Source organism: Sphingomonas sp. FARSPH (assembly GCF_003355005.1).
Lineage (GTDB): Bacteria > Pseudomonadota > Alphaproteobacteria > Sphingomonadales > Sphingomonadaceae > Sphingomonas.
In genome coordinates, this window is the sequence record NZ_CP029985.1 from 2,279,887 (window position 1) to 2,300,469 (window position 20,583).

Consider the following 20,583-nt stretch of genomic DNA (forward strand, 5'->3'; position numbering starts at 1 on the left):
CGGTCAGCATCCCGTACAGTCGATCTTGTTGGAGTTGCGCGGCAGCATGTAGAGCGAATCGCCCAGCTTCAGCGGCCCGACGAAGCCGAAATTCATCGGCGGTTTGTAGGCGTAGGTAACCTCGGCGAAGAGGAAATAGGCGCCCGGAATACGCATCGCCACTGGGATGGTGACGACCTGACCCGGTACGGCGGCGACGGCATTGTAACCGCGGCTCCATTGTACGGTCGTCTTCAATGTGGCGTCGGTCGTAACCTCGGTGATCCGGATGCTCGCCGCGCCGGCGGGATAGGGGGCGAGCACCTGCGTCGCGGCGGCGAGGTTGCTGTCGAGATCGCTGGCGGCGACCGATCCGCTGACGTTCTGCGCGACGAGATCGGCGACGGCGCGGGTCGCGATCGTCACCTTGCGGTTGCACGCGATCCCGTCCTCGATCTGCAGGCTGCCCATCCACAGGACGAGCATCACCGGCAGCATGACGGCGAATTCGACCAGCACCGTGCCGCGTCGGTCGCGTCGCAGCATCGCCGGCCGCGCGACGGGGCGAAGGCGCAGACTGATGCGCATCAGAAGTTTTCCGTCTTCGCGACCGACGTCGCGACCATCAGCCGTCCCTGCCGCCCCGCGCCCAGATTGCTGAAACTGAGGCCGAGCGGCCCCGTCTGGATCGGCCAGAGATACATCAGGCGGACCATCACGACCGACCCCTGGCTGCCCAGATCGTAGCGGAAGGTATTGGAGATATTGCCGTTCGAATCGAATGTCAGCGTCGGCACGGTCGTGCTCATCCCGCTCCAGTTCGGCGCGCTCGCCACCTCGACGTACAGGCGGTTGCATCGCAGGAAGCGTGGCACGCGCGCACAGGCGGCCTGGCGGAAACGCTCGGCAAGCTGCTGCTGGTTCATACCGGTCGCCTGCGCATCGCTCGCCTGCGCCTTGCCGGTCACCACGCTGCGCGCCGCCGCCTCGACGGCGGTTTCCAGCCCCTGCTGCGCGAAATAGATCAGGCTCGTCTGCAGTCCGGCGAGGATGAGCGCGATCATCGGTGCCGCGATCAACGCGAATTCGATCACGGAAACGCCCCGCCGATCCCGGGCCAACGCCCGCATGACGACAGGCCGCGGCACCGGGCCGGGCGTGTGTTTCGAAGGCGCGCTGCGAACCATCGAGTCGCACTGGCCGAAACGAAACTAAAATGGAGTAAATTTCGCTTTGAAATATTCCGCTGATCGGGTGTTTTGTGGACAGACGATCCATCGCGATCGGCTGCCAATCCGGACACGCGGATGCGCCGGTTGGGCGGGCCCGGACGGTCAAATTGCCCCCTCGCGCGGCAAACGGTCGCCCGGCCGCGCGTCAGCTGCGATACAGCGCGTCCAGCCGCTCGCCATAGACGTGACGGATGATGTGGCGGCGGATTTTCAGGCTGGGCGTCAGCTGCTCGTTCTCGATCGCGAAGGGGCCGTCGGCGAGGATGAAGCGGCGCACGCGCTCGGTGACCGACAGATCCTTGTTCACCCGTTCGATCGCATGGCCGATCGCGGTGCGATATTCGCTGTTCTCGGCAAGGCGGATGAAGTTGCAGGCGTCGCCGTTCGCCGCGCACCATTCCTGCGTCCATTCGGGATCGGGCACGATCAGCGCGACCATATACGGCTTGCGGTCGCCATAGATCATCGCCTGCACGATCTCCGGCTGCAACGTCAGCATACCCTCGATCTTCTGCGGCGCGACATTGTCGCCCTTGTCGTTGATGATCAGGTCCTTCTTGCGGTCGGTGATCTTGATCCGCCCGGCCGCGTCGAATTCGCCGATATCGCCGGTGTGCAGCCAGCCGTCCTTCAGCACGCGCGCGGTTTCCGCCTCGTTGCGCCAATAACCGTTCATGACCAGCTCGCCGCGCACCAGGATCTCGCCGTCGTCGGCGATGCGCACCTCGGTATCGACGAGCGGCGGCCCGACGGTATCCATGCGCAGGCCCGCCGACGGGCGGTTGCAGGAGATGACGGGCGCCGCCTCCGTCTGGCCATAGCCCTGCAGGAAAGTGAGGCCGAGGCTCTGGAAGAAGATGCCGATTTCCGGGTTGAGCGGCGCGCCGCCAGACACCATCGCCTTCAGCCGACCGCCGAACTTCTTGGAAATCTTGGGCTTGAACAGGGCGTTGACCGCGACCTGCGCGGGGCGGTCGATCAGCCGCAGCTTGCCCTCATATTGCCGCGCGCCGATCGCGAGCGCCTGGCCGAGCAACTTCTGCCCCAGGCCCCCCTGTTTCTCGATCGCCTTGCTGATCCGCGTGCGCAGCACCTCGAACAGGCGCGGCACGACGACCATGATCGTTGGGCGCACCTCCTCGATGTTGCTCGCCAGCTTGTCGAGGCCCTCGGCGTAATAGATCTGGCCGCCGAGCCCGATCGGGAAATGCTGGCCGCCGGTGTGTTCGTAAGCGTGGGAAAGGGGCAGGAAGGACAGGAACACCTCGTCCTCCCAGCCGAAATCCTCGGAGATGATGGTGCAGCAGCCGTTGACGTTGTGCAGGATCGCGCCGTGATGCTGCATCACGCCGCGCGGCGCGCCGCCGGTGCCGCTGGTATAGATGATGCAGGCAAGGTCGCCGCGCGCGAACGTCGCCTGCCCGGCGGCCTTGTCGGCGCTGGTCGGATGGTCGGCGATCAACTGGCGCCAGCTGTGGAAGTCGATACTCGCGGACGGCGCGCGCATCTCGTCGATGCCGATCACCGTCTGCCCCTGGTTCGACCGCAGCACCGCGGGCAGCAACGTCTTGGCCAGTTTGTCGGTCGACACAATGATCGCGCACGCGCCCGAATCAGCGATGATGTGCGCATGATCGCGTTCGGTGTTGGTGATGTAGGTCGGCACGGTGACGCAGCCCGCCGCCATGATGGCAAGGTCGCTGATGCACCATTCCGGCCGGTTCTCGCTGACCAGCATCACGCGATCGCCCGGCTTGATGCCGATCGCCTTCAGGCCGGCGGCGAGGCTGGCGACCTGATGCGCGGCGTCCGCCCAGCTGGTCGATACCCAGGCGCCGTTCTGCTTCGCCCATAGGAACGGGGCATCGCCCTTCTCGCGCGCGCGGGCGAAGAACATCGCGACCAAATTGGGGAAATATTCGAGCGTGCGCATCATTCTCTCCTGACGCCGGGGGCGCTGCGTGGCTGCCGCCCGTGCGATAGAACTATTCGGACGGGCGATTGGCTGCAGGGCCGATCCGGTCCGGTCTGGTTATCGTCCCGTCCTCGGCGATGGCGACGCCTTCGCTGCGCGGATCGGCCGCGCCCGTCCACCGGCCGTCCTTCCATTCCAGCGCATTGGCCTTGAGGCCGAGCGGCGCGACCTCGGTCCGTTCGCCGAGCGCGACGAGCGCGGGCTGCATCGCGGCGACCGGCGTGCCCGCCTCCAGCGTCGCGACGGGGCCGGGGGCGTAGACGAGCCCGAGCGCGATGGCGTCCTGCGCGGACAGATGCCAGTCGATCACCCCGACGATCGCCTTTGCGACCTGCGCGATGATCGTCGATCCGCCCGCGGCGCCGACCGCGAGCCGCACCCTGCCGTCGGGGCCGTAGACGATCGTCGGGGACATCGACGAGCGTGGCCGCTTGCCGCCCTCCACCCGGTTGGCGACGAGATAGGCGTCGCCGTTCTTTCCCGGCGCCTGGGGGACGATATCGAAATCGGTGAGCTGATTGTTGAGGACGATGCCGTCCATCGCCAGCCCGCTGCCCCACGGCCCCTCGACCGTGGTCGTCACCTCGACGACGTTGCCAGCGCGATCGGCGACGGCGAGGTCGGTGGTGCCCGCGACCTCGCTGACCGGCGCCTTGACGCGCGCGGGCGCGCCCGGCGGCGTACCCGCGGCGACGCTCGCCATCGTCGTGGTCGGAGAGATCAGCGCGGAGCGGCTGCGCAGATAGGCGGTGTCGAGCATGCCGGCGACGGGCACCGTCACGAAATCCGGATCGCCGACATACATGTTGCGATCGGCATAGGCGAGGCGGCTGCTCTCCGCGAACAGATGCCAGGCGGTCGGACTGTCCTTGCCGAGCGCGGTGAGGTTGAAACGCTCGAGCTGTTTCAGGATCATCAGCACGGTGATGCCGCCCGACGAGGATGGCGCCATGCTGCAGATGCGGTTGGCGCGATACGTCAGGCAGACGGGGGGGCGGGGCTTCGCGTCGTAGCTCGCAAGGTCGCCCGTCGTCATCTTCGACGGATTGCGCGTGGCGGTGTCGACGGTCGCGACCAGCCTCTGCGCCTCCGGCCCGACGTAGAAGCTGTCGGGGCCGCGGGCGGCGAGTCGTTCGAGCAGCGCGGCCTGCGCGGGGTTCTTCACCAGATCGCCGACCGCATAGGCGCTGCCGTCGGGTTTCGTCACCAGCGCGCGGCTTTCCGGAGCCAGGTGCGCGCCATAGGATGCGACCGCGTTGACGTAGCGCGGGCTCGCTTGGAACCCGTCGCGCGCCAGCCGGATCGCCGGTTCGAACAGCTTCGCCCAAGGCAGCTTGCCGCCGCTGCGATGCGCCAGCGCCATGCCGCGGATCGCGCCGGGGACGCCGACGCTGCGGCCGCCGGGGACGGCGGCGTCATGGCTCAGCGGGGTGCCGTCGGCGGCGTAGAACCAGGTCGGGCCGGCGGCGGCGGGCGCCGTCTCGCGCGCGTCGATCGCGTCGACCTTGCCGGTACGCGCGCTGTGCCGCACCCAATAGCTGCCGCCGCCCAGCCCCGAACTCTGCGGCTCGACGACGCCGAGCGCGAGCATCGTCGCGATCGCGGCGTCGGTGGCGGTCCCGCCCGCCTTCAGGATCGCCGCCCCCGCCGCCGCGGCGCGGGGATCGGCGGCGCTGACCATGCCCTGTACGGTCGGCGTTGACTTGGCGGGGGAGGCGGCGGGAAGCAGCGCGGCGGAGGCGGCAAGCGCGGTCAGGAGCGTCTTCATCGCACCAAACCGTAGCGGCATGACGGGGGAGGGCAAGGGCGGAAGTTGCCGTCTTCACCAGCCGCCGTCACCACCCTCCGGTACCGTCATCCCCGCGAAGGCGGGGATCCATACACGCTGTGGCGCATGATCCGCGCAACCTGCGCGTCTGGATGCCCGCCTTCGCGGGCATGACGGATGAGGCTTCATCAGGCGGCCGTGCCCACCGCCGCCGCGGCGCTCGCGAAACCGTCGCGGGCGAGCAACGCGTCGAGGTCGCGCAGGATGCGCGCCGGCAGGCCGGGGCCCTCATAGACCAGCGCGCTATACACCTGCACCAGGCTCGCGCCGGCGCGGATGCGGGCATAGGCCTCCGCCCCGCTGTCGATCCCGCCCGCGGCGATCAGCGGCAGCGCCGCCCCCGTCGCGGCGCGAAAATCGGCGAGCCGCGCCCTCGCGAGCGGTGCGAGCGGTGCGCCCGACAGGCCGCCCGTCTCGCCCTTGCCGGGGGAGGACAGGGGCGGGCGGCCGGTCGTCGTGTTGCCGATGATGATCGCATCGACGCCGTGATCGATCGCCGCGCGCGCGACCCCGTCGATGCCCGCGGCATCGAGGTCGGGCGCGACCTTCAGGAACAAGGGCGTCGCGCGCTTCACACCCGCGCAGGCGGCCAGCAGTTCGGCGAGCGCCGCGCCATGCTGCAGATCGCGCAGGCCCGGCGTGTTGGGGCTCGACACGTTGATCGTGACATAGTCGGCGTGGCGCGCGGCTGTGGTGACGCCCGCGACGTAATCGGCGACGCGGTCGCCCGCATCCTTGTTCGCGCCGACGTTGATGCCGATCAGCGCCGGGACCCGCCGCCCCTTCCCCCGCCGCCTCGCCGCCCGGACGTTGGCGAGCCCGGCGGCGAGACCATCGTTGTTGAACCCCATGCGGTTGATGACGCCGCGGTCGGCGACCAGCCGGAACAGCCGCGGGCGCGGATTGCCCGCCTGCGGCAGGGGGGTGAGCGTCCCGATCTCGACGCTGCCGAAGCCGAGCGCGGCGAGACCGTCGATCGCCTCGCCGTTCTTGTCGAGACCGGCGGCAAGGCCCACGGGATTGGGAAAAGCGAGACCCGCGACACGCGTCGCCAGCCGCGGAAAGGCGTCCGCGCGCACCCCGCCGGGCAACCGGCCGCGCAAGCGTAGCGCTGCGATCGTCAGGCCATGGGCGCGCTCCGGATCGAGCTTGAACAGCAGCGGGCGAGCGGCATAGGTCATGGCCACGCGCCTTCGCATCGCGTCCGGGCCGGTTCAAGCGTTTCGCACGTGCCATCCCGTCCACGCTGATCGGTTTTTCCGCGGTTGACCTGTGGCCCCGAACGCCTATCTGGCCAATCGGAACGATTTTGTCCGATTTGCGACGCGTTCGCAACTGGAAAGGAACGATGCGGCTCTCCAGCCTCGCCGATTATGCGGTCGTGTTGATGACCGCCGCCGCGCGCCTGTCGGACGCGGGGCGGCTCAACGCGACGCGCCTGGCGGAGGAGACGGGGGTGCCGTTGCCCACCGCGCAGAAACTGGTCAGCCGGCTGTCGGCGGCGGGGCTGCTCGCCAGCGCGCGCGGCACCGGCGGCGGCGTCGCGCTGGCGCGGCCGGCGGCGGCGATCAGCCTTGCCGACATCGTCGAGGCGGTGGAGGGCCCGATCCAGATGACCGCCTGCGTTGACGGCGCCGCGCTGGATTGCGCGATCGACCATCAGTGCCACGTCAAGCCGCATTGGGGCGTCGTCAACGCCGCGGTGCGCGGCGCATTGGCCAACGTCTCGCTGGCCTCGCTCAGCGGCGCAGCCTCCCCTTCGGCTTCCAACAGGACCCCGGCCTTCGCCGGGGCGGATGAGTGATATGGCGACCAAGAATGCCGAGGCCTATGAGGCCGTTTCGAAAAAGTACGAGTGGGGCTTCGCCACCGACATCGAACAGGACTTCGCGCCCAAGGGGCTGAGCGAGGACACCGTCCGCTACATCAGCGCCAAGAAGAACGAGCCCGAATGGATGCTCGACTGGCGGCTGAAGGCGTTCCGCCTGTGGCAGACGCTGGAGGCGCCGGACTGGGCGAAGCTCGACGTCCCGCCGATCGATTACCAGGACGCCTATTATTACGCCGAGCCCAAGGCGAAGGCGACGATCGCCAGCCTCGACGAGCTCGATCCGGAAATCCGGCGGACGTACGAGAAGCTCGGCATCCCGATCGCCGAGCAGGAAGTGCTCGCCGGCGTCGAGGGCGCGCGCCGCGTCGCGGTCGACGCGGTGTTCGACAGCGTCTCGGTCGCCACCACCTTCCGCAAGGAGCTGGAAGCCGCGGGGGTCATCTTCCGCTCGATCAGCGAGGCGATCCGCGAATATCCCGACCTCGTGAAGAAGTGGCTCGGCAAGGTCGTGCCGCAGCGCGACAATTACTTCGCGACATTGAACAGCGCGGTCTTCAGCGACGGCACCTTCGTCTACATTCCGGAGGGCGTGCGCTGCCCGATGGAGCTGAGCACCTATTTCCGCATCAACGCCGAAAACACCGGTCAGTTCGAACGGACTTTGATCGTCGCCGACAAGGGCGCGTACGTCTCGTACCTCGAAGGCTGCACCGCCCCGATGCGCGACGAGAACCAGCTGCACGCCGCGGTCGTCGAACTCGTCGCGCTCGACGATGCCGAGATCAAATACTCGACCGTCCAGAATTGGTACCCCGGCGACGAGAACGGCAAGGGCGGCATCTACAACTTCGTCACCAAGCGTGCGCTGTGCCAGGGCAAGAACAGCAAGGTGTCGTGGACGCAGGTCGAAACCGGCAGCGCGATCACCTGGAAATACCCGAGCTGCGTGCTCGCGGGCGACGGCTCGGTCGGCGAATTCTACTCTGTCGCCGTCACCAACAACCGCCAGCAGGCCGACACCGGCACCAAGATGATCCACCTCGGCAAGAACACGAAGTCGACCATCGTGTCGAAGGGGATCAGCGCCGGCCGCTCCGACAACACCTATCGCGGCTTGGTGCGCGTCGCGCCGACCGCGGAGAACGTCCGCAACTTCACCCAGTGCGACAGCCTGCTTTTGGGCGACCAGTGCGGCGCCCACACCGTGCCGTACATCGAGGTCAGGAACCCCAGCGCGCAGATCGAGCACGAGGCGACGACGTCGAAGATCAGCGAGGACCAATTGTTCTACGCGATGAGCCGCGGTCTGGATCAGGAAGCCGCGGTCGCGTTGATCGTCAACGGCTTCGCCCGCGAAGTGCTGCAACAGCTCCCGATGGAATTCGCGGTGGAAGCGCAGAAGCTGTTGGGGATTTCGCTGGAAGGCAGCGTTGGGTGATTGAGGCTGCTCTCTACATTTTGTTCTTCGCCGCGGTGGCGAGCTTTATGTGGTGGCGCTTCTACGTGTCAGTCCGGGATAAGATCGCAATTGTTAAATGGGCGAGATACTCTCGGTCCGACGAGCCGATTGTTTATTGGTTTTCGACGTCGATGATGATGATAGGAGCTTTGCTCACGTCATTGATCGCAGTGATTTTTGGATATGGCCTGTTCGCGGGCTTCATCGGATAAGAAGATGCTCAAGATTGAAAACCTCCACGCCGAGATCGACGGCAAGCCAATTCTCAAGGGCCTCAGCCTCACCGTCAACGCGGGCGAGATCCATGCGATCATGGGCCCGAACGGCGCGGGCAAGTCGACGCTTGGCTACGTCCTCGGTGGCCGTCCCGGCTATGAGGTGACCGAGGGCTCGATCCTCTTCCGCCCCACCGCCGTCACCCCGGCCTTGAGCCGGGGTCCCGCTTCTTCGGGCGCGGGCGAGGAAAGCGGGACCCCGGATCAAGTCCGGGGTGACGATGAATGGATCGACCTGCTCGCCCTCGAACCCAATGAACGCGCCGCCGCCGGCCTGTTCCTCGGCTTCCAATACCCGGTCGAAATCCCCGGCGTCAGCAACGTCCAGTTCCTGCGCGAGGCGCTCAACGCCCAGCGCGCGACCCGCGACGAAAAGCCGCTGTCGGGCGCCGAATTCCTGAAGCTCGCCCGCGCGCAGGCGGCGTCCCTGGAGATGGACGCCGAGATGCTCAAGCGCCCGGTCAACGTCGGCTTCTCCGGCGGCGAGAAGAAGCGCAACGAGATGGTCCAGATGGGCATCATCGACCCCAAGTTCGCGATCCTCGACGAGACGGATTCCGGCCTCGACATCGACGCGCTGCGCATCGTCGGCGACGGCATCAACCGCATCATGCGCAAAGCCGACAAGGCGGTGCTGCTCATCACCCACTATCAGCGCCTGCTCGACTACGTGCGGCCCGATTTCGTCCACGTCCTCGCCGACGGCCGCATCGTCCGCTCGGGCGGCCCCGACCTGGCGCGCGAATTGGAACGCGAAGGCTATGCGGGGGTCGTTGCGTGATCTTGCTCGCGCTTGCGATCCAGGCGGTGACGCCCGCACCCGCGCCTGAGAGCGACATCGTCGTCATTGGGCGCAAGCTCGACGCGTGGCGGTCGAAGCTAACCTCCGAGAAGGGGCGCGTGACCTGCGTCACAAAGGTATCGACCGGCGACGCCGAGATCGACGCGATCGGCTGCACCGTGATGACCGAATGCTTTCCTAAGTCGCGGTCTGCGTTCGAAGCAACCACTGCGAAGGGCCTTTCGCGCGGTGAGCGCAAGCGGCTGATGACGGTCGCCGAGCAGGCGATGCTTGCCTGTGTGATGCCGCGCCGCGACGAACTGGTCGGCGATTTGGTGGCGCGTCGCCGTGCGGTGGAAGGGCGGGGGGCATGAGCCTGATGGAATTTCCCACCACCCGTGACGAGGCGTTCCGCTGGGCCGACATGCCCGCGCTGGAGGCGGCGCGCGCGCTGCCGTCGACGACCGCACCGATCCCGGAGCCGATCCTCACCGACGCCGTCCGGCTGGTCTTCGTCGACAGTTTTCTGGTCGACGAGCCGGCCGGCCTCGGCATCGCGGCCACGACGCTTGCCAGCGATCATCCGCTCGCGCGCCACGCGGCGGGGCAGGGCTATGCGATCACGCTTCCTCCCCGCAGCGTCACCCGGATCGAGATCGTCCGCGCCAATGCGGGCGGCGACAGCCATACGCCCATCAGCATCACGATCGGCGAGGATGCCGTCCTCACTTTGGTCGAGACGTTCACCGGCGCCGGCTGGACCAACACGCTGACCCGGTTCGATCTGGGCACGGGCGCACGCGCGATGCGCGCGGTGCGGATCGTGCAGGACGCCGGCTTCGTCTCGACACGCGACGAGGTGACGATCGCGCGGGCCGCCAGCTTCGTCTCGGTCGCGCTCGGCGCCACGGCGGCGGGCACGCGGCTCGACGCGGCGCTGACGCTCAACGGCGACGGCGCCTATGCCGAACTCGGCGGCGCGCTGCTGACCCGGGGCGACCAGCGCCAGGAATGCGCAGTGCGCGTCCGCCACGCCGCGCCCAACGGGCAGAGCCACCAACTGTGGCGCGCGGTCGCGGCGGATCGTTCCACCGCCAGCCTCGTCGCCGCGGTCGAGGTCGCGCGCGACGCGCAGAAGACCGATGGCGAGCAGAGCCTGCGCGGCCTGCTGCTGCAACGCTCGGCGACGGTGAATTTGAAGCCTGAACTGGAGATTTTCGCCGACGACGTGAAGTGCGCGCACGGCGCGACGGTCGGCGAACTCGACGCCCGCGCGCTCTTTTATATGCAGAGCCGCGGCATCCCAGCAGCCCGCGCCAAGGCGCTGCTGACGCGCGCCTTCGTCGCCGACGCGCTCGATCGCATTGCGGACCAGGCGGTGCGCGAGGTGTTCGCGGCGGATGCGGATGCGTGGCTGGAGCAGGCGTTGTGATGGTGGGCGCAACAAAGCCCCTCCCCCTTAGGGGAGGGGTAGGGGTGGGGGCCGCCGCTGCCGGTCTCGGTGAGACACGCCCCACCCCTTCCCCCTCCCCTAAAGGGGAGGGGCTTGAAGAGCTACGTACCTTCCACTTCGTCCACTTCCGCGGTGCCGGAGCCCTCGCATGACCGCCGCCGAAGCCCCGCTCGACGCACTCGCCGACTTCCCCGCCATCCCGCAGGGCTGGGCGTATCTCGACACCGCCGCGACCGCGCAGAAACCGCAGGTCGTCGTCGACGCGATCGCGCGCGCCTATGGCGAGACCTACGCGACGGTGCACCGCGGGGTGTACCAGCGTTCCGCCGACATGACGGTCGCCTATGAGGCGGCGCGGCGGAAGGTCGCGGACTTCATCGGCGCCGGTTCGCCGGACGAGATCGTCTTCGTGCGCGGCGCGACGGAGGGGATCAACCTCGTCGCGCAATGCTGGGCGGCGACGCAGCTCAAGGCGGGCGACCGCATCCTGCTTTCCGCGCTGGAGCATCACAGCAACATCGTGCCGTGGCAGATGGTGGCCGAGCGCATCGGCGCGGGCATCGACGTCGTGCCGCTAACCACGGATCATCGTATCGACCTCGACGCGATGGCGCGCATGCTGACGCCGCAGCACAAGCTCGTCGCGCTGGCGCACGTCTCCAACGTGCTCGGCTCCGTCCTCGACGTGACGCGCGCGACGCAGCTGGCGCATGATGTCGGCGCGAAAATCCTGCTCGACGGGTGCCAGGCGGCGGCGCGCATCGCGCTCGACGTCGCGGCGATCGGCTGCGACTTCTACGTCTTTTCCGGCCACAAGCTCTACGGCCCGACCGGCATCGGCGTGCTGTGGGCGCGGCCCGAACTGCTCGATGCGATGCCGCCGTGGCAGGGCGGCGGGTCGATGATCGACCGCGTCACCTTCGCGCGCACCACCTACGCGCCGCCGCCGGGGCGGTTCGAGGCGGGGACACCGCATATCGTCGGTGCGCTCGGCCTCGCCGCCGCGATCGATTATGTCGAGGGGATCGGGCTTACCCGCATCCACGCGCACGAAACGGCGCTGGTCCGCGATGCCCGCGCGGCGCTGTCGTCGCTCAATTCGGTCCGCCTGGTCGGGCCGGAGGATGCGGCGGGCATCGTCTCCTTCACGGTCGAGGGGGTGCATCCGCACGACGTCGGCACCATATTGGATGAAGGCCGGGTGGCGATCCGCGCGGGGCATCATTGCGCGCAGCCGCTGATGGAGACGCTGGGCGTCGAGGCGACCGCGCGCGCCAGCTTCGGCGTCTACAATGGGCCGCAGGATATCGCGGCATTGGTGCGCGGCATCGAACGCGTCACGCGGATTTTTGGGTAGGAACGACGAATGAGCGACACGATCCGGGTCGAAGAGGTGGAGGCGGTGTCGCCGCCGCCGCGCGCGCGCGTCGAGGATGCGGCCGGCGAACCGCGCCAGCGCGATTACCTGAGCGGCTTCCTCCAGCAGCAGCCCGCGGGCGACGCGGCGCACGAGCCCGGCGGCGCGCTGTACGAAAGCGTGATCGACGCGCTGAAGGAAATCTACGACCCCGAAATCCCGGTCAACATCTACGACCTCGGGCTGATCTACGGCGTCGAAATCACCGCCGACGGCCATGCCGCGGTGATGATGACGCTGACCACGCCGCACTGCCCGGTCGCCGAATCGATGCCGGGCGAGGTCGAGTTGCGCGTCGGATCGGTCCCCGGCATCGCGATCGCGGACGTCAACCTCGTCTGGGACCCGCCCTGGGACCCGCAGAAGATGTCGGACGACGCGAAGCTCGAACTCGGGATGCTGTAACGAACAAGCCCCTCCCCTTCAGGGGAGGGGTCGGGGTGGGGGCGCCGCAAGCGACATGCTCTGCAAGGCTCTTCCCACCCGCTGCGCCCCGGAGGAAGGGGCCTGGAGAAGAGACGAGATGACCACGCTACGTCAGCGGCCCGCGCCGCTCATTCTGACCCCGAACGCCGAGGCGCGGATCGCCGCGCTGATGGCCCGCGCCCCTGAAGGCGCGACGGGCGTCAAGCTGTCGACCCCGCGCCGCGGCTGTTCGGGCCTCGCCTATTCGGTCGATTACGTCACCGACGCCAAGCCGTTCGACGAGAAGATCGAGACGCCGGGCGGTACGCTCTACGTCGACGGCGGGTCGATCCTCTATCTCGTCGGATCGACGATGGACTGGGTCGAGGACGATTTCACCGCGGGCTTCGTCTTCGCCAACCCCAATGCCAAGGGCGCGTGCGGGTGCGGGGAGAGCTTTACGGTCTAGGCGCGCTCACCCTCACCCTTCCGGCGCTTCGCGCCTCCCTCCCTCTCCCGCTGGGAGAGGAAAGGGGCCCATCGCCGAAGGCGATGGGAAGGGTGAGGGTGGCCTACAGCGCCTTCTCGTACACCACGTACGTCTTGTTGACCCGGCTCTGGATCGTCTCGGCGATCGATCGCATCCCCTGATTGTCCTCGAGAATCCAGCCGATCTCGCCGCGGCTCGCGCCGTAATGCGTCACCGAGGCGCGGCGGATGTATTCGATCATCATGAAGGCGAGCTGGCTCGCCATCCGCGACGATTGCAGCTCCTTGACCACGCCCATCAGCGGCACGCGCATCGTGCGCACCTTGGGCCTGCGCAGCCACAAAAGCAGCTTCGCCCAGCCGAAGGGCAAAAGGCTGCCGTTCAGCGGCTTCAGCGGCTCGTTGAGGTCGGGCAGCGTGATCATGAACGCGACCGGCTTGCCGTCCAGTTCGGCGATGCGGATCAGGTCGTTGAACACGATCGGCTTCAGCTTGACGCCAACGTCCTTGATCTCCGGCGGGGTGAGGGGCACGAAACCCCAGTTCGCTTCCCAGGCATCGTTCAGGATCGACAGGATGATCGCCGCCTCTTCCTCGAACTTGGTCTTGTCGACCTCGCGGATCCGGATGCGCGGATTGCTTTCGCCCGACTTGATGATCCGCTTGACGATCGGCGGGAACTCCTGCGTGATGTCCAGCTCGTACGTGTAGAGCGTCTTGGCCGCGGCATAGCCCGCGCGCTCGATCCACCCCTGATATTCCGGGCGCGCATGGCCCATCATGATCGTCGGCGGATGGTCGAACCCCTGCACAAGCAGGCCCGGCTCTTCCCAGATCGATTGCGAGATCGGGCCGAGCGCGCGCGTCATGCCCTGCTCGCGCAGCCAGCCTTCCGCCCTGGCGAGCAGCGCGACGAAGATGTCCTCGCGTTCCGCATCCATCAGCCCCCACTGGCCGGTGCCGGGGCCGAAGCCCTGTTCGGCGGGCATGGCCAGCGCCAGCGTGTCGATATGCGCGGAGATGCGCCCGACGACGCGGCCCTCCTGCTCGGCGAGGAACAATTGCGCCTTGGCATGGCTGTACCAGCCGTTCTTTTCCGGCGTGATTAGGCCGAGCGCCTCGCCCTTCAGCGGCGGCACCCAGTTGGGATCGTCGCGGTACAGACGGAAGGGCAGGTCGACGAAGGCCTTGCGGTCCTTCTTCGTCACCACGGGCCTGATCGTGAAGTCGTTCGCCATTATGTCCTCCCTCCGGCGCGTCAGCCTCTAGCATCGCAGGCCGATTTGACGAGTGACTATTGCGTCATCACTGATCGGAAAACTCGCGGATGCCGCCGGTTTCGCGCCTGTAAATGCCACGCTGTCGCCACTATCTGCAGGCAATGGACAAGGTCATGGACAGCAGTCTTTCCCTTTCGCGCGGTGTCGCGCCGGCGGCGACGCCCGCGCGCGCGACGACGATCCGCATCGCCGACGACAAGGCGATGCTGCGCACCGCGGCGGAACTGACGCGCGACCTGATCGCGCCCAGCCCGCGCATCTATTGGGCCGACCTGATCGCGTCCGCCGCGATCGGCTACGGCGCGCTCGCCGCGGCGGTGACGGTCAGCGGCACCGGTTGGGTCGTGCTGTTCGCGGTGATATCCGCGCTCGCCCTGTATCGCGCGCTGAGCTTCATCCATGAAGTCAGCCACATGAAGCACAGCGCGCTGCCGCGGTTCCGCGGCGGCTGGAACGCGCTGGTCGGCGTGCCGATGCTGACGCCCAGCTTCATGTATGAGGGCGTGCACAATCTGCATCACGCCAAGACGCGGTACGGCACCGTGGAGGATCCGGAATATCTGCCGCTCGCGCTGATGAAGCCGTGGACGCTGCCCGCGTTCGTGCTGATCTCGGCGCTCGCGCCCATCGGCCTGCTGATCCGCTACGCCGTCCTGTCGCCGCTCTCGCTGCTGTCGCCCAAGCTGCGGGCGATCGTCATGGAGCGCTATTCGGCGCTGGCGATCAATCCGCAATTCCGCCGTCGCGCGCCGGAGGGCGAGGCGCGTGTCCTGTGGAACCGGGTCGAGGCGGCGGCGAGCCTGTGGGCGATCGCGATCGTCGTGCTCACCGCGACCGGTGTCTTTCCGCTGCGCGGCGTGTTGATCGCGCTGGCGATCGGCTCCGGTGTCGCGGTGGTCAACCAGGTGCGCACGCTCGTCGCGCATCTGTGGGAAAATGACGGCGAGCCGATGAGCGTCACCGGCCAGTATCTCGATTCGGTAAACGTGCCGCCGCCGGCGCTGCTGCCTGCGCTGTGGGCGCCGGTCGGCCTGCGCTACCACGCGCTGCATCACCTGATCCCGGCCTTGCCCTATCACTCGCTGGGCGAGGCCCACCGCCGCATCACCGCCGCGCTGGAGGCGGGCTCGCCCTATCACAAGGCGAGCTATACGGGGCTGCCGGGGCTGGTGAACAAGATTTTCCGCAGTACCCTCATCCGGCGATAGGCGCGGGCCGCGTGCCGTCCTAGGATCGCGCGATCCCGCCATGCCGGCGGACGACGAGGGACACGGCGATGGCGGCGACGATGATAGGGATCGGCCTGGCGCTGGCAGCGCAGGGGGTGCCGGATACCGCCCCGACGGGATCGGGAACGATCACCGTCGCCGTTGCGCAGGACAGCGGCCTCGCCACCCCGGTCGCGCAGGCGCTGGCGGAGGGCGTCGGGGACGCCTTGGCCGAGCGGGCCTTTCTCGTCCTCCCCGGCCAGGGCGTCGGGCGCTATACCGCGATCGTCACGCTTCAGCGTCGCGCGCAAGGATCGGTCGCCGCGCCGGGGTCGAGCGTCGCATCGACCGATACGGGAGTCGGCAACTGGGGGGCGAGCGCGCGCGTGACGCTGCCGACGCGCAAGGAGGGTATCCATGCGCTGATGCTGTCGACGCTGACGCTGCGGATCGTCACGCGCGCCGACGGCCATGACGTGTGGACCGGCAGCGCGCTGACCGCGCAGGTCGACGGCAGCGCGGCCGACGCACCGAATGCGCTGGGTCTATCGCTGACGCGGGCGTTGCTGTTGCGCTACCCGCAGCCCGTCGAGGGCATCGTCTCGGTGCCCTGAGCGGCTATTCCTCGGTACGGATCAGCACCGCCTCGCCGATCAGCAGGAACAGCAGGAAGGGCGCCCAGGCGGCGAGGAAGGGCGGGTAGGCGCCCAGATTGCCCATCGCCAACGCGAAATTGTCCGCGACGAAATAGGCGAAGCCCAGCGCCATGCCGATGACCGCGCGGACGAACAACTGGCCCGACCGCGCGATGCCGAAGGCGGCGACGGCGCCCAGCAGCGGCATCAGCACCGCCGACAGCGGCCCCGACAATTTGTGCCAGAGCGTGCTTTCGAGCGATTTGGTCGGCCGGCCGGCGTCGCGCAGGTCGCCGATCGCCGCGTCCAGCGCGGAAAAGGAAAGACCATCGGGATTGACGTCGCCGAGCGTGAACTGGTCCGGGCGCACGCCGGGGGCGACCACCACGTTGCCAATCGCCTGCTGGCGCGCGGTGGCGACGTCGAACCGTGTCGCAGGGCCGATCTGCCAGCCCTTGCCGACATAGCGACCGCGCGGTGCGGTGGTGATCGCGACCAGGTTGCCGCCCGCGCGATCGTAGATGGTGACGTCGCCCAAGACGACCGCCTTGCCTTTGCCGCGTACCTGACCGACCGCGATCAGATCGTCGCCGTCGCGGACCCAGACGTTGGACCGATCGCCGCGATCGATCGGCAACGTGCCGTAATCGACCGCCTTCCATTGGTCGAGCGTGGCGGTAGCGCGTGCGACGACGCGCTCGTTGAACGCGAAACTGACCACCGCGACGCCGAAGCTCGCCACCAACAGCGGTGCGAGCACCTGATGCGCGGACAGGCCCGCCGCCTTCAGCGCGATGATCTCGCTGTTCTGGTTCATCGTGAAGAAGGTCGCGATCGCGCCGAGCAGCACCGAAAACGGCAGCAGGAACGCGATGATCTGCGGCGCGCGCAGCGTGACGTAGGTCCACACCTGGTCCTGCGTGTTGCCGGGATGCGCAAGGATCGCGCCCGATTCACCGAGCAGGTCGAGCGTCTGCAGGATCAGCACCAGCGCGGCGAGCAGGCCGAAGGTCCGCGTCAGGAACAGTCGCGCCATGTACCAGGACACGACGCGCGACGGAAAGAAGGCCTTCATGCGACGCCCTTCTTGCGGCCACGGCCGGGGATATAGCGGACGATCAGCTTGCCGAGCTTGCCGAACGCGCGCTCGATCGCGCCGATCGGCTGGCCGCCGGGGACGTAGGCGATCGTATAGTACATCCAGATGATGATCCCTGCGAACAGCAGGAACGGCGTCCACAGGGCGATCAGCGGGTCGATCCTGCCGAGCTCGCCGATCGACGCGGCATATTCGTTGACCTTGTGATAGGCGACGATCATCACGATCGCGAGGAACACGCCGACGCCGGACGAAGATCGCTTCGGCGGCACGCCCAGCGCAATGGCGAGCAGCGGCAGCAGGAACATCGTCGCCACCTCGACGAGGCGGAAGTGGAACTCGCTGCGGCTGCTGTCGCGCTGTTCCTCGCTCGGCGCGCGATGGCCGAGTTTTGCGAGCTCGGGCAACGTGAATTCGAGGTTGCGGCCGCCGCGGCGGCGGAAGCTTTCGTATTTGGGCAGCGGGATCGGCAGATCGTGCGACGTGAAGGTCAGCACGCGCGGCACCTTGAACTCCGGCGCCTTGTGGATCAGCGTGCCGTTGGTCAGACGGAAGATGATCGTGTTGGGGTCGTCGGTCGCGAGGAACTGGCCGCTCTGTGCGGTCACCGAATAGCTCGTGCCCTTGTTTTCGAAATGCACGAAGATGCCGTCGAGCTGGCGGCCGCGGTCGTGGCTCTGCTCGATCCGCAGCGTCATCTGCTTGCCGAAATGCGTGAACTCGCCGACCTTGATCGACGCACCCAGCGCGCCGGTGCGCAGTTCGAACCGCAATTGTTCGTAATAATAGCGTGCCTGCGGCTGGACGAAGCCGACGATCGCGATGTTGAGCGCGGCGAGTACGATCGCGTACATGTAGGGGACGCGCAGCAATCGCGTGTAGCTGACGCCCACCGCGCGCAGTACGTCGAGTTCCGAATTGGCGGCGAGCCGGCGGAAGGCGAGCAGGATGCCGAGCAGCAGGCCGATCGGGATACCGAGGCCCAGATATTCGGGCAGCAGGTTGGCGAGCATCCGCCACACGACGCTGATCGGCCCGCCTTGCGTCGCGACGAAATCGAACAGGCGGCGGATGCGGTCGAGCACCAGCAGCATGGCCGCGATCGTCAGCGTCGAGAACAACGGCAACGCGATCAGCCGGGCCATGTAGCGGTCGATGGATGTCATACGGTGAAGGCTGCTCGGCCGGAACGGGAAAGGCAGGCGTATAGGATCGCTGGCCGGACGCGCCAGCTAAAAATAGGGCTCCGGTTCGCATGGGCCGCGCGCAATGCCGTATCGGCAGCCGGCGTGACGGGAAAGGCCCGCTACCGCTGATCCCGCAGACCCGCCGCCGCTATTCGGCGGCGATCTGCTGCGGCGGGGCGGGGCGATCGCGCGCCATCGCCTGCGCGATCGCGCGTTCGAGACCGGAAAGCGTGAACGGCTTGCGCAGCACGTGGTGGTCGCCGAATTCCGCGGCATTCGCCTCGCCCGCGAAGCCGGTGACGAACAATACCGCGACGTGCGGCACGGTCGGCGAAAGCGCGGCGATCATTTCCGGCCCCGTCTGGCCGGGCATCAGCACGTCGGAGATGATGAGGTCGATACCGGGATTGGCGTCGAGCAGCGCGGCGGCCTTGTCCGGCGCGTCGCAGGGAATCGCCATATGGCCCAGCTCGTCGATCGCGCCGACGGTCGCCATCAGCACGCGCGGGTCGTCCTCGACCACCAGCACCGCGAGCTTTTGCGGCTCCGCCGGCACGGGTGCCGGGCCGGGCGCGGGCAGGGGCGCGGGGGTGGCCGCACGCGTATCGCGCGGCAGGTAGAGCGTCACGGTCGTGCCGGCATCGACGACGCTGTCGATCGCCATCGCGCCGCCCAGCTGGCGGACCAGGCCGAAGATCTGGCTGAGGCCGAGGCCGGTGCCCTTGCCCGCCTCCTTGGTGGTGAAAAAGGGTTCGTAGACGCGATCGAGGATGGCGGCGGGGATGCCGCAGCCGGTGTCGGCGACCGCGATCGAGACATGCTCGCCCGCCGCGCATTCGCCGACCTCCTGCGCGGCGAGCACCGCCGTCCCCGTGGCGATGGTCAGCGTGCCGCGCCCGTTCATCGCGTCGCGCGCATTGACCGCGAGGTTCAGCACCGCATTTTCGAGCTGCACCCGGTCGGCATGGACGCGCCAGCCCTGCGCCATGTCCCGCGTCGTGACGGTGATCGCATCGCCCAGCGTGCGGTCGAGTAGTTCGGACATGCCCGCGACGAGCGCGGCGGCGTCGAGCGGTTCGGGCTTCAGCGATTCCTCGCGGCTGAACGCGAGCAGGCGGCGGGTGAGGGCGGCGGCGCGGTTCGCGCCCTCCGTCGCATTGTCCAGATGGCGCGCGCACGTCGCCGGATCGCCGCCGACCGCGCGCTTCGCCAGTTCCAGCCCGCCGAGCACGACCGCGAGCATATTGTTGAAATCGTGTGCGATGCCGCCGGTCAACTGGCCCACCGCCTCCATCTTCTGACCCTGGCGCAGCTTGGCTTCCTGCACGCGCAGGTCGGCGGTCGCGCGCGCGACCGCGGCGGCGAGTTCGTCCGCGCGCTCCTGCGCCGCATCGGCATCCGCGCGCGCGATGGCGCGTTCGCCGATCGCGCGGATGATGAACCAGCCGAGCAGCAGCGCCCCGACGACGATCAGCGCGCCGAACATCGCCAGCACCGCGGCGTAGCGATTGGACCGCTGCACGGTACGCATCGCCTCCGCGGTGCGTGCGTCGAGCAATGCGCGCTCGCCCGTAATCAGCCGGTCGAGCGTGCGGTCGATATCGTCGAGACTGGGCGACTGGCGCGCCTTGTAGAAGCGGGCGAGTGCCTGCGCGTTCTTCTTGTACGTGGTGCTGAGCGCGATCAGCGACAGCTCGCTACCACGCGCCTCATATGCATCGCGCAGATGCTCGACGCGGCGGCCCTGCGTCCGGTTGGGCGCGACCAGCGCGTCGAGCCGGTCGAGCTGCGTGCCCGCGAGGCGCCATTTGTCGTAATAGATCTGGCCCAGCTTGGCATCGCCGCTGATCACGTAGCGGCTGAGCGCGGCCTCGGACTGGGCGATCGAGCCGGCCAGCGTGCGGGCGAGCACCATCACGTCGTAGCTGTGCGCCTGCAGCCGTAGCGCGCGGTCGCGCTGGCGGTTGGCGTTGCCGAGCGTGATGACGAGCGCGACGAGCACGGCCGCGCCCAGCAGCCCCATCACGACGAGCGTGATGGTCCGCCAGGC

Annotated in this window: 19 protein-coding genes; 10 read left to right on the plus strand and 9 right to left on the minus strand. The window is 68.0% G+C overall.

Going from position 1 to position 20,583, the window contains the following annotated elements; all coding sequences use genetic code 11:
- Positions 1-3 precede the first annotated feature (3 nt).
- The 5 genes from DM480_RS10880 to DM480_RS10900 all read right to left on the minus strand — a co-directional run bounded on the left by DM480_RS10880 (position 4) and on the right by DM480_RS10900 (position 6,195).
- Positions 4-567, minus strand: a complete 564-nt coding sequence (locus DM480_RS10880; RefSeq protein ID WP_232833966.1) for a TadE/TadG family type IV pilus assembly protein — start codon at positions 565-567, stop codon at positions 4-6.
- Positions 567-1,073, minus strand: coding sequence for a TadE/TadG family type IV pilus assembly protein (locus tag DM480_RS10885; RefSeq protein ID WP_232833967.1), 507 nt, complete (start codon positions 1,071-1,073; stop codon positions 567-569). Before DM480_RS10885 ends, DM480_RS10880 begins: the two co-directional genes overlap by 1 nt.
- Before the next feature lie 283 nt (positions 1,074-1,356).
- Complete coding sequence (locus DM480_RS10890) at positions 1,357-3,144, minus strand: AMP-dependent synthetase/ligase (RefSeq protein WP_115381192.1); 1,788 nt, start codon at positions 3,142-3,144, stop codon at positions 1,357-1,359.
- A 52-nt stretch (positions 3,145-3,196) separates the two neighbouring features.
- Positions 3,197-4,954 (minus strand): gamma-glutamyltransferase, encoded by a 1,758-nt coding sequence (gene ggt / locus DM480_RS10895; RefSeq protein WP_405053270.1) that lies wholly within the window; start codon positions 4,952-4,954, stop codon positions 3,197-3,199.
- A gap of 188 nt (positions 4,955-5,142) precedes the next feature.
- The gene (locus DM480_RS10900; RefSeq protein WP_115378964.1) at positions 5,143-6,195 is read right to left on the minus strand and encodes a quinone-dependent dihydroorotate dehydrogenase; all 1,053 of its coding nucleotides are present in this window, start codon (positions 6,193-6,195) and stop codon (positions 5,143-5,145) included.
- 167 nt (positions 6,196-6,362) lie between these two features.
- On the opposite strand from DM480_RS10900, the gene DM480_RS10905 reads away from it, so the two are divergent.
- From DM480_RS10905 to DM480_RS10945, 8 genes are all read left to right on the plus strand, one after another.
- Positions 6,363-6,818, plus strand: a complete 456-nt coding sequence (locus DM480_RS10905) for an SUF system Fe-S cluster assembly regulator (protein WP_115378966.1) — start codon at positions 6,363-6,365, stop codon at positions 6,816-6,818.
- A gap of 1 nt (position 6,819) precedes the next feature.
- Entirely contained in the window at positions 6,820-8,283 is a 1,464-nt protein-coding gene (gene sufB, locus DM480_RS10910; RefSeq protein WP_115378968.1) for a Fe-S cluster assembly protein SufB, read from the plus strand.
- Positions 8,284-8,520: 237 nt separating this feature from the next.
- Entirely contained in the window at positions 8,521-9,360 is an 840-nt protein-coding gene (gene sufC, locus DM480_RS10920; protein WP_115378972.1) for a Fe-S cluster assembly ATPase SufC, read from the plus strand.
- Positions 9,357-9,734 (plus strand): hypothetical protein, encoded by a 378-nt coding sequence (locus DM480_RS10925; protein ID WP_115378974.1) that lies wholly within the window; start codon positions 9,357-9,359, stop codon positions 9,732-9,734. Before sufC ends, DM480_RS10925 begins: the two co-directional genes overlap by 4 nt.
- The gene (locus DM480_RS10930) at positions 9,731-10,792 is read left to right on the plus strand and encodes a SufB/SufD family protein (protein ID WP_115378976.1); all 1,062 of its coding nucleotides are present in this window, start codon (positions 9,731-9,733) and stop codon (positions 10,790-10,792) included. The genes DM480_RS10925 and DM480_RS10930 overlap by 4 nt, the downstream gene beginning before the upstream one ends.
- 169 nt (positions 10,793-10,961) lie before the next feature.
- Positions 10,962-12,170 (plus strand): aminotransferase class V-fold PLP-dependent enzyme, encoded by a 1,209-nt coding sequence (locus DM480_RS10935; protein WP_115378978.1) that lies wholly within the window; start codon positions 10,962-10,964, stop codon positions 12,168-12,170.
- Positions 12,171-12,179: 9 nt separating this feature from the next.
- The gene (locus DM480_RS10940; protein ID WP_115378980.1) at positions 12,180-12,635 is read left to right on the plus strand and encodes an SUF system Fe-S cluster assembly protein; all 456 of its coding nucleotides are present in this window, start codon (positions 12,180-12,182) and stop codon (positions 12,633-12,635) included.
- Between the two features lie 118 nt (positions 12,636-12,753).
- Positions 12,754-13,104, plus strand: a complete 351-nt coding sequence (locus DM480_RS10945; RefSeq protein WP_115378982.1) for a HesB/IscA family protein — start codon at positions 12,754-12,756, stop codon at positions 13,102-13,104.
- A gap of 103 nt (positions 13,105-13,207) precedes the next feature.
- Here DM480_RS10945 and DM480_RS10950 read toward each other — a convergent pair whose 3' ends face one another.
- Entirely contained in the window at positions 13,208-14,362 is a 1,155-nt protein-coding gene (locus tag DM480_RS10950) for an N-acetyltransferase (RefSeq protein WP_115378984.1), read from the minus strand.
- A 155-nt stretch (positions 14,363-14,517) separates the two neighbouring features.
- On the opposite strand from DM480_RS10950, the gene DM480_RS10955 reads away from it, so the two are divergent.
- Positions 14,518-15,612: a fatty acid desaturase family protein gene (locus DM480_RS10955; protein ID WP_115381197.1), complete on the plus strand. Its 1,095-nt coding sequence runs from the start codon at positions 14,518-14,520 to the stop codon at positions 15,610-15,612.
- Positions 15,613-15,680: 68 nt separating this feature from the next.
- A complete protein-coding gene (locus tag DM480_RS10960) occupies positions 15,681-16,226 on the plus strand; it encodes a hypothetical protein (RefSeq protein WP_115378986.1) in 546 nt (181 codons plus the stop codon).
- A gap of 4 nt (positions 16,227-16,230) precedes the next feature.
- Here DM480_RS10960 and lptG read toward each other — a convergent pair whose 3' ends face one another.
- From lptG to DM480_RS10975, 3 genes are all read right to left on the minus strand, one after another.
- The gene (gene lptG, locus DM480_RS10965) at positions 16,231-17,322 is read right to left on the minus strand and encodes an LPS export ABC transporter permease LptG (RefSeq protein ID WP_115378988.1); all 1,092 of its coding nucleotides are present in this window, start codon (positions 17,320-17,322) and stop codon (positions 16,231-16,233) included.
- Positions 17,319-18,512, minus strand: a complete 1,194-nt coding sequence (lptF, locus tag DM480_RS10970; protein WP_198665802.1) for an LPS export ABC transporter permease LptF — start codon at positions 18,510-18,512, stop codon at positions 17,319-17,321. The genes lptG and lptF overlap by 4 nt, the downstream gene beginning before the upstream one ends.
- Before the next feature lie 169 nt (positions 18,513-18,681).
- Positions 18,682-20,556 carry an ATP-binding protein gene (locus DM480_RS10975; protein WP_115381201.1) on the minus strand — a complete coding sequence of 625 codons (1,875 nt, stop codon included), beginning with the start codon at positions 20,554-20,556 and terminating at the stop codon, positions 18,682-18,684.
- Positions 20,557-20,583: the final 27 nt, after the last annotated feature.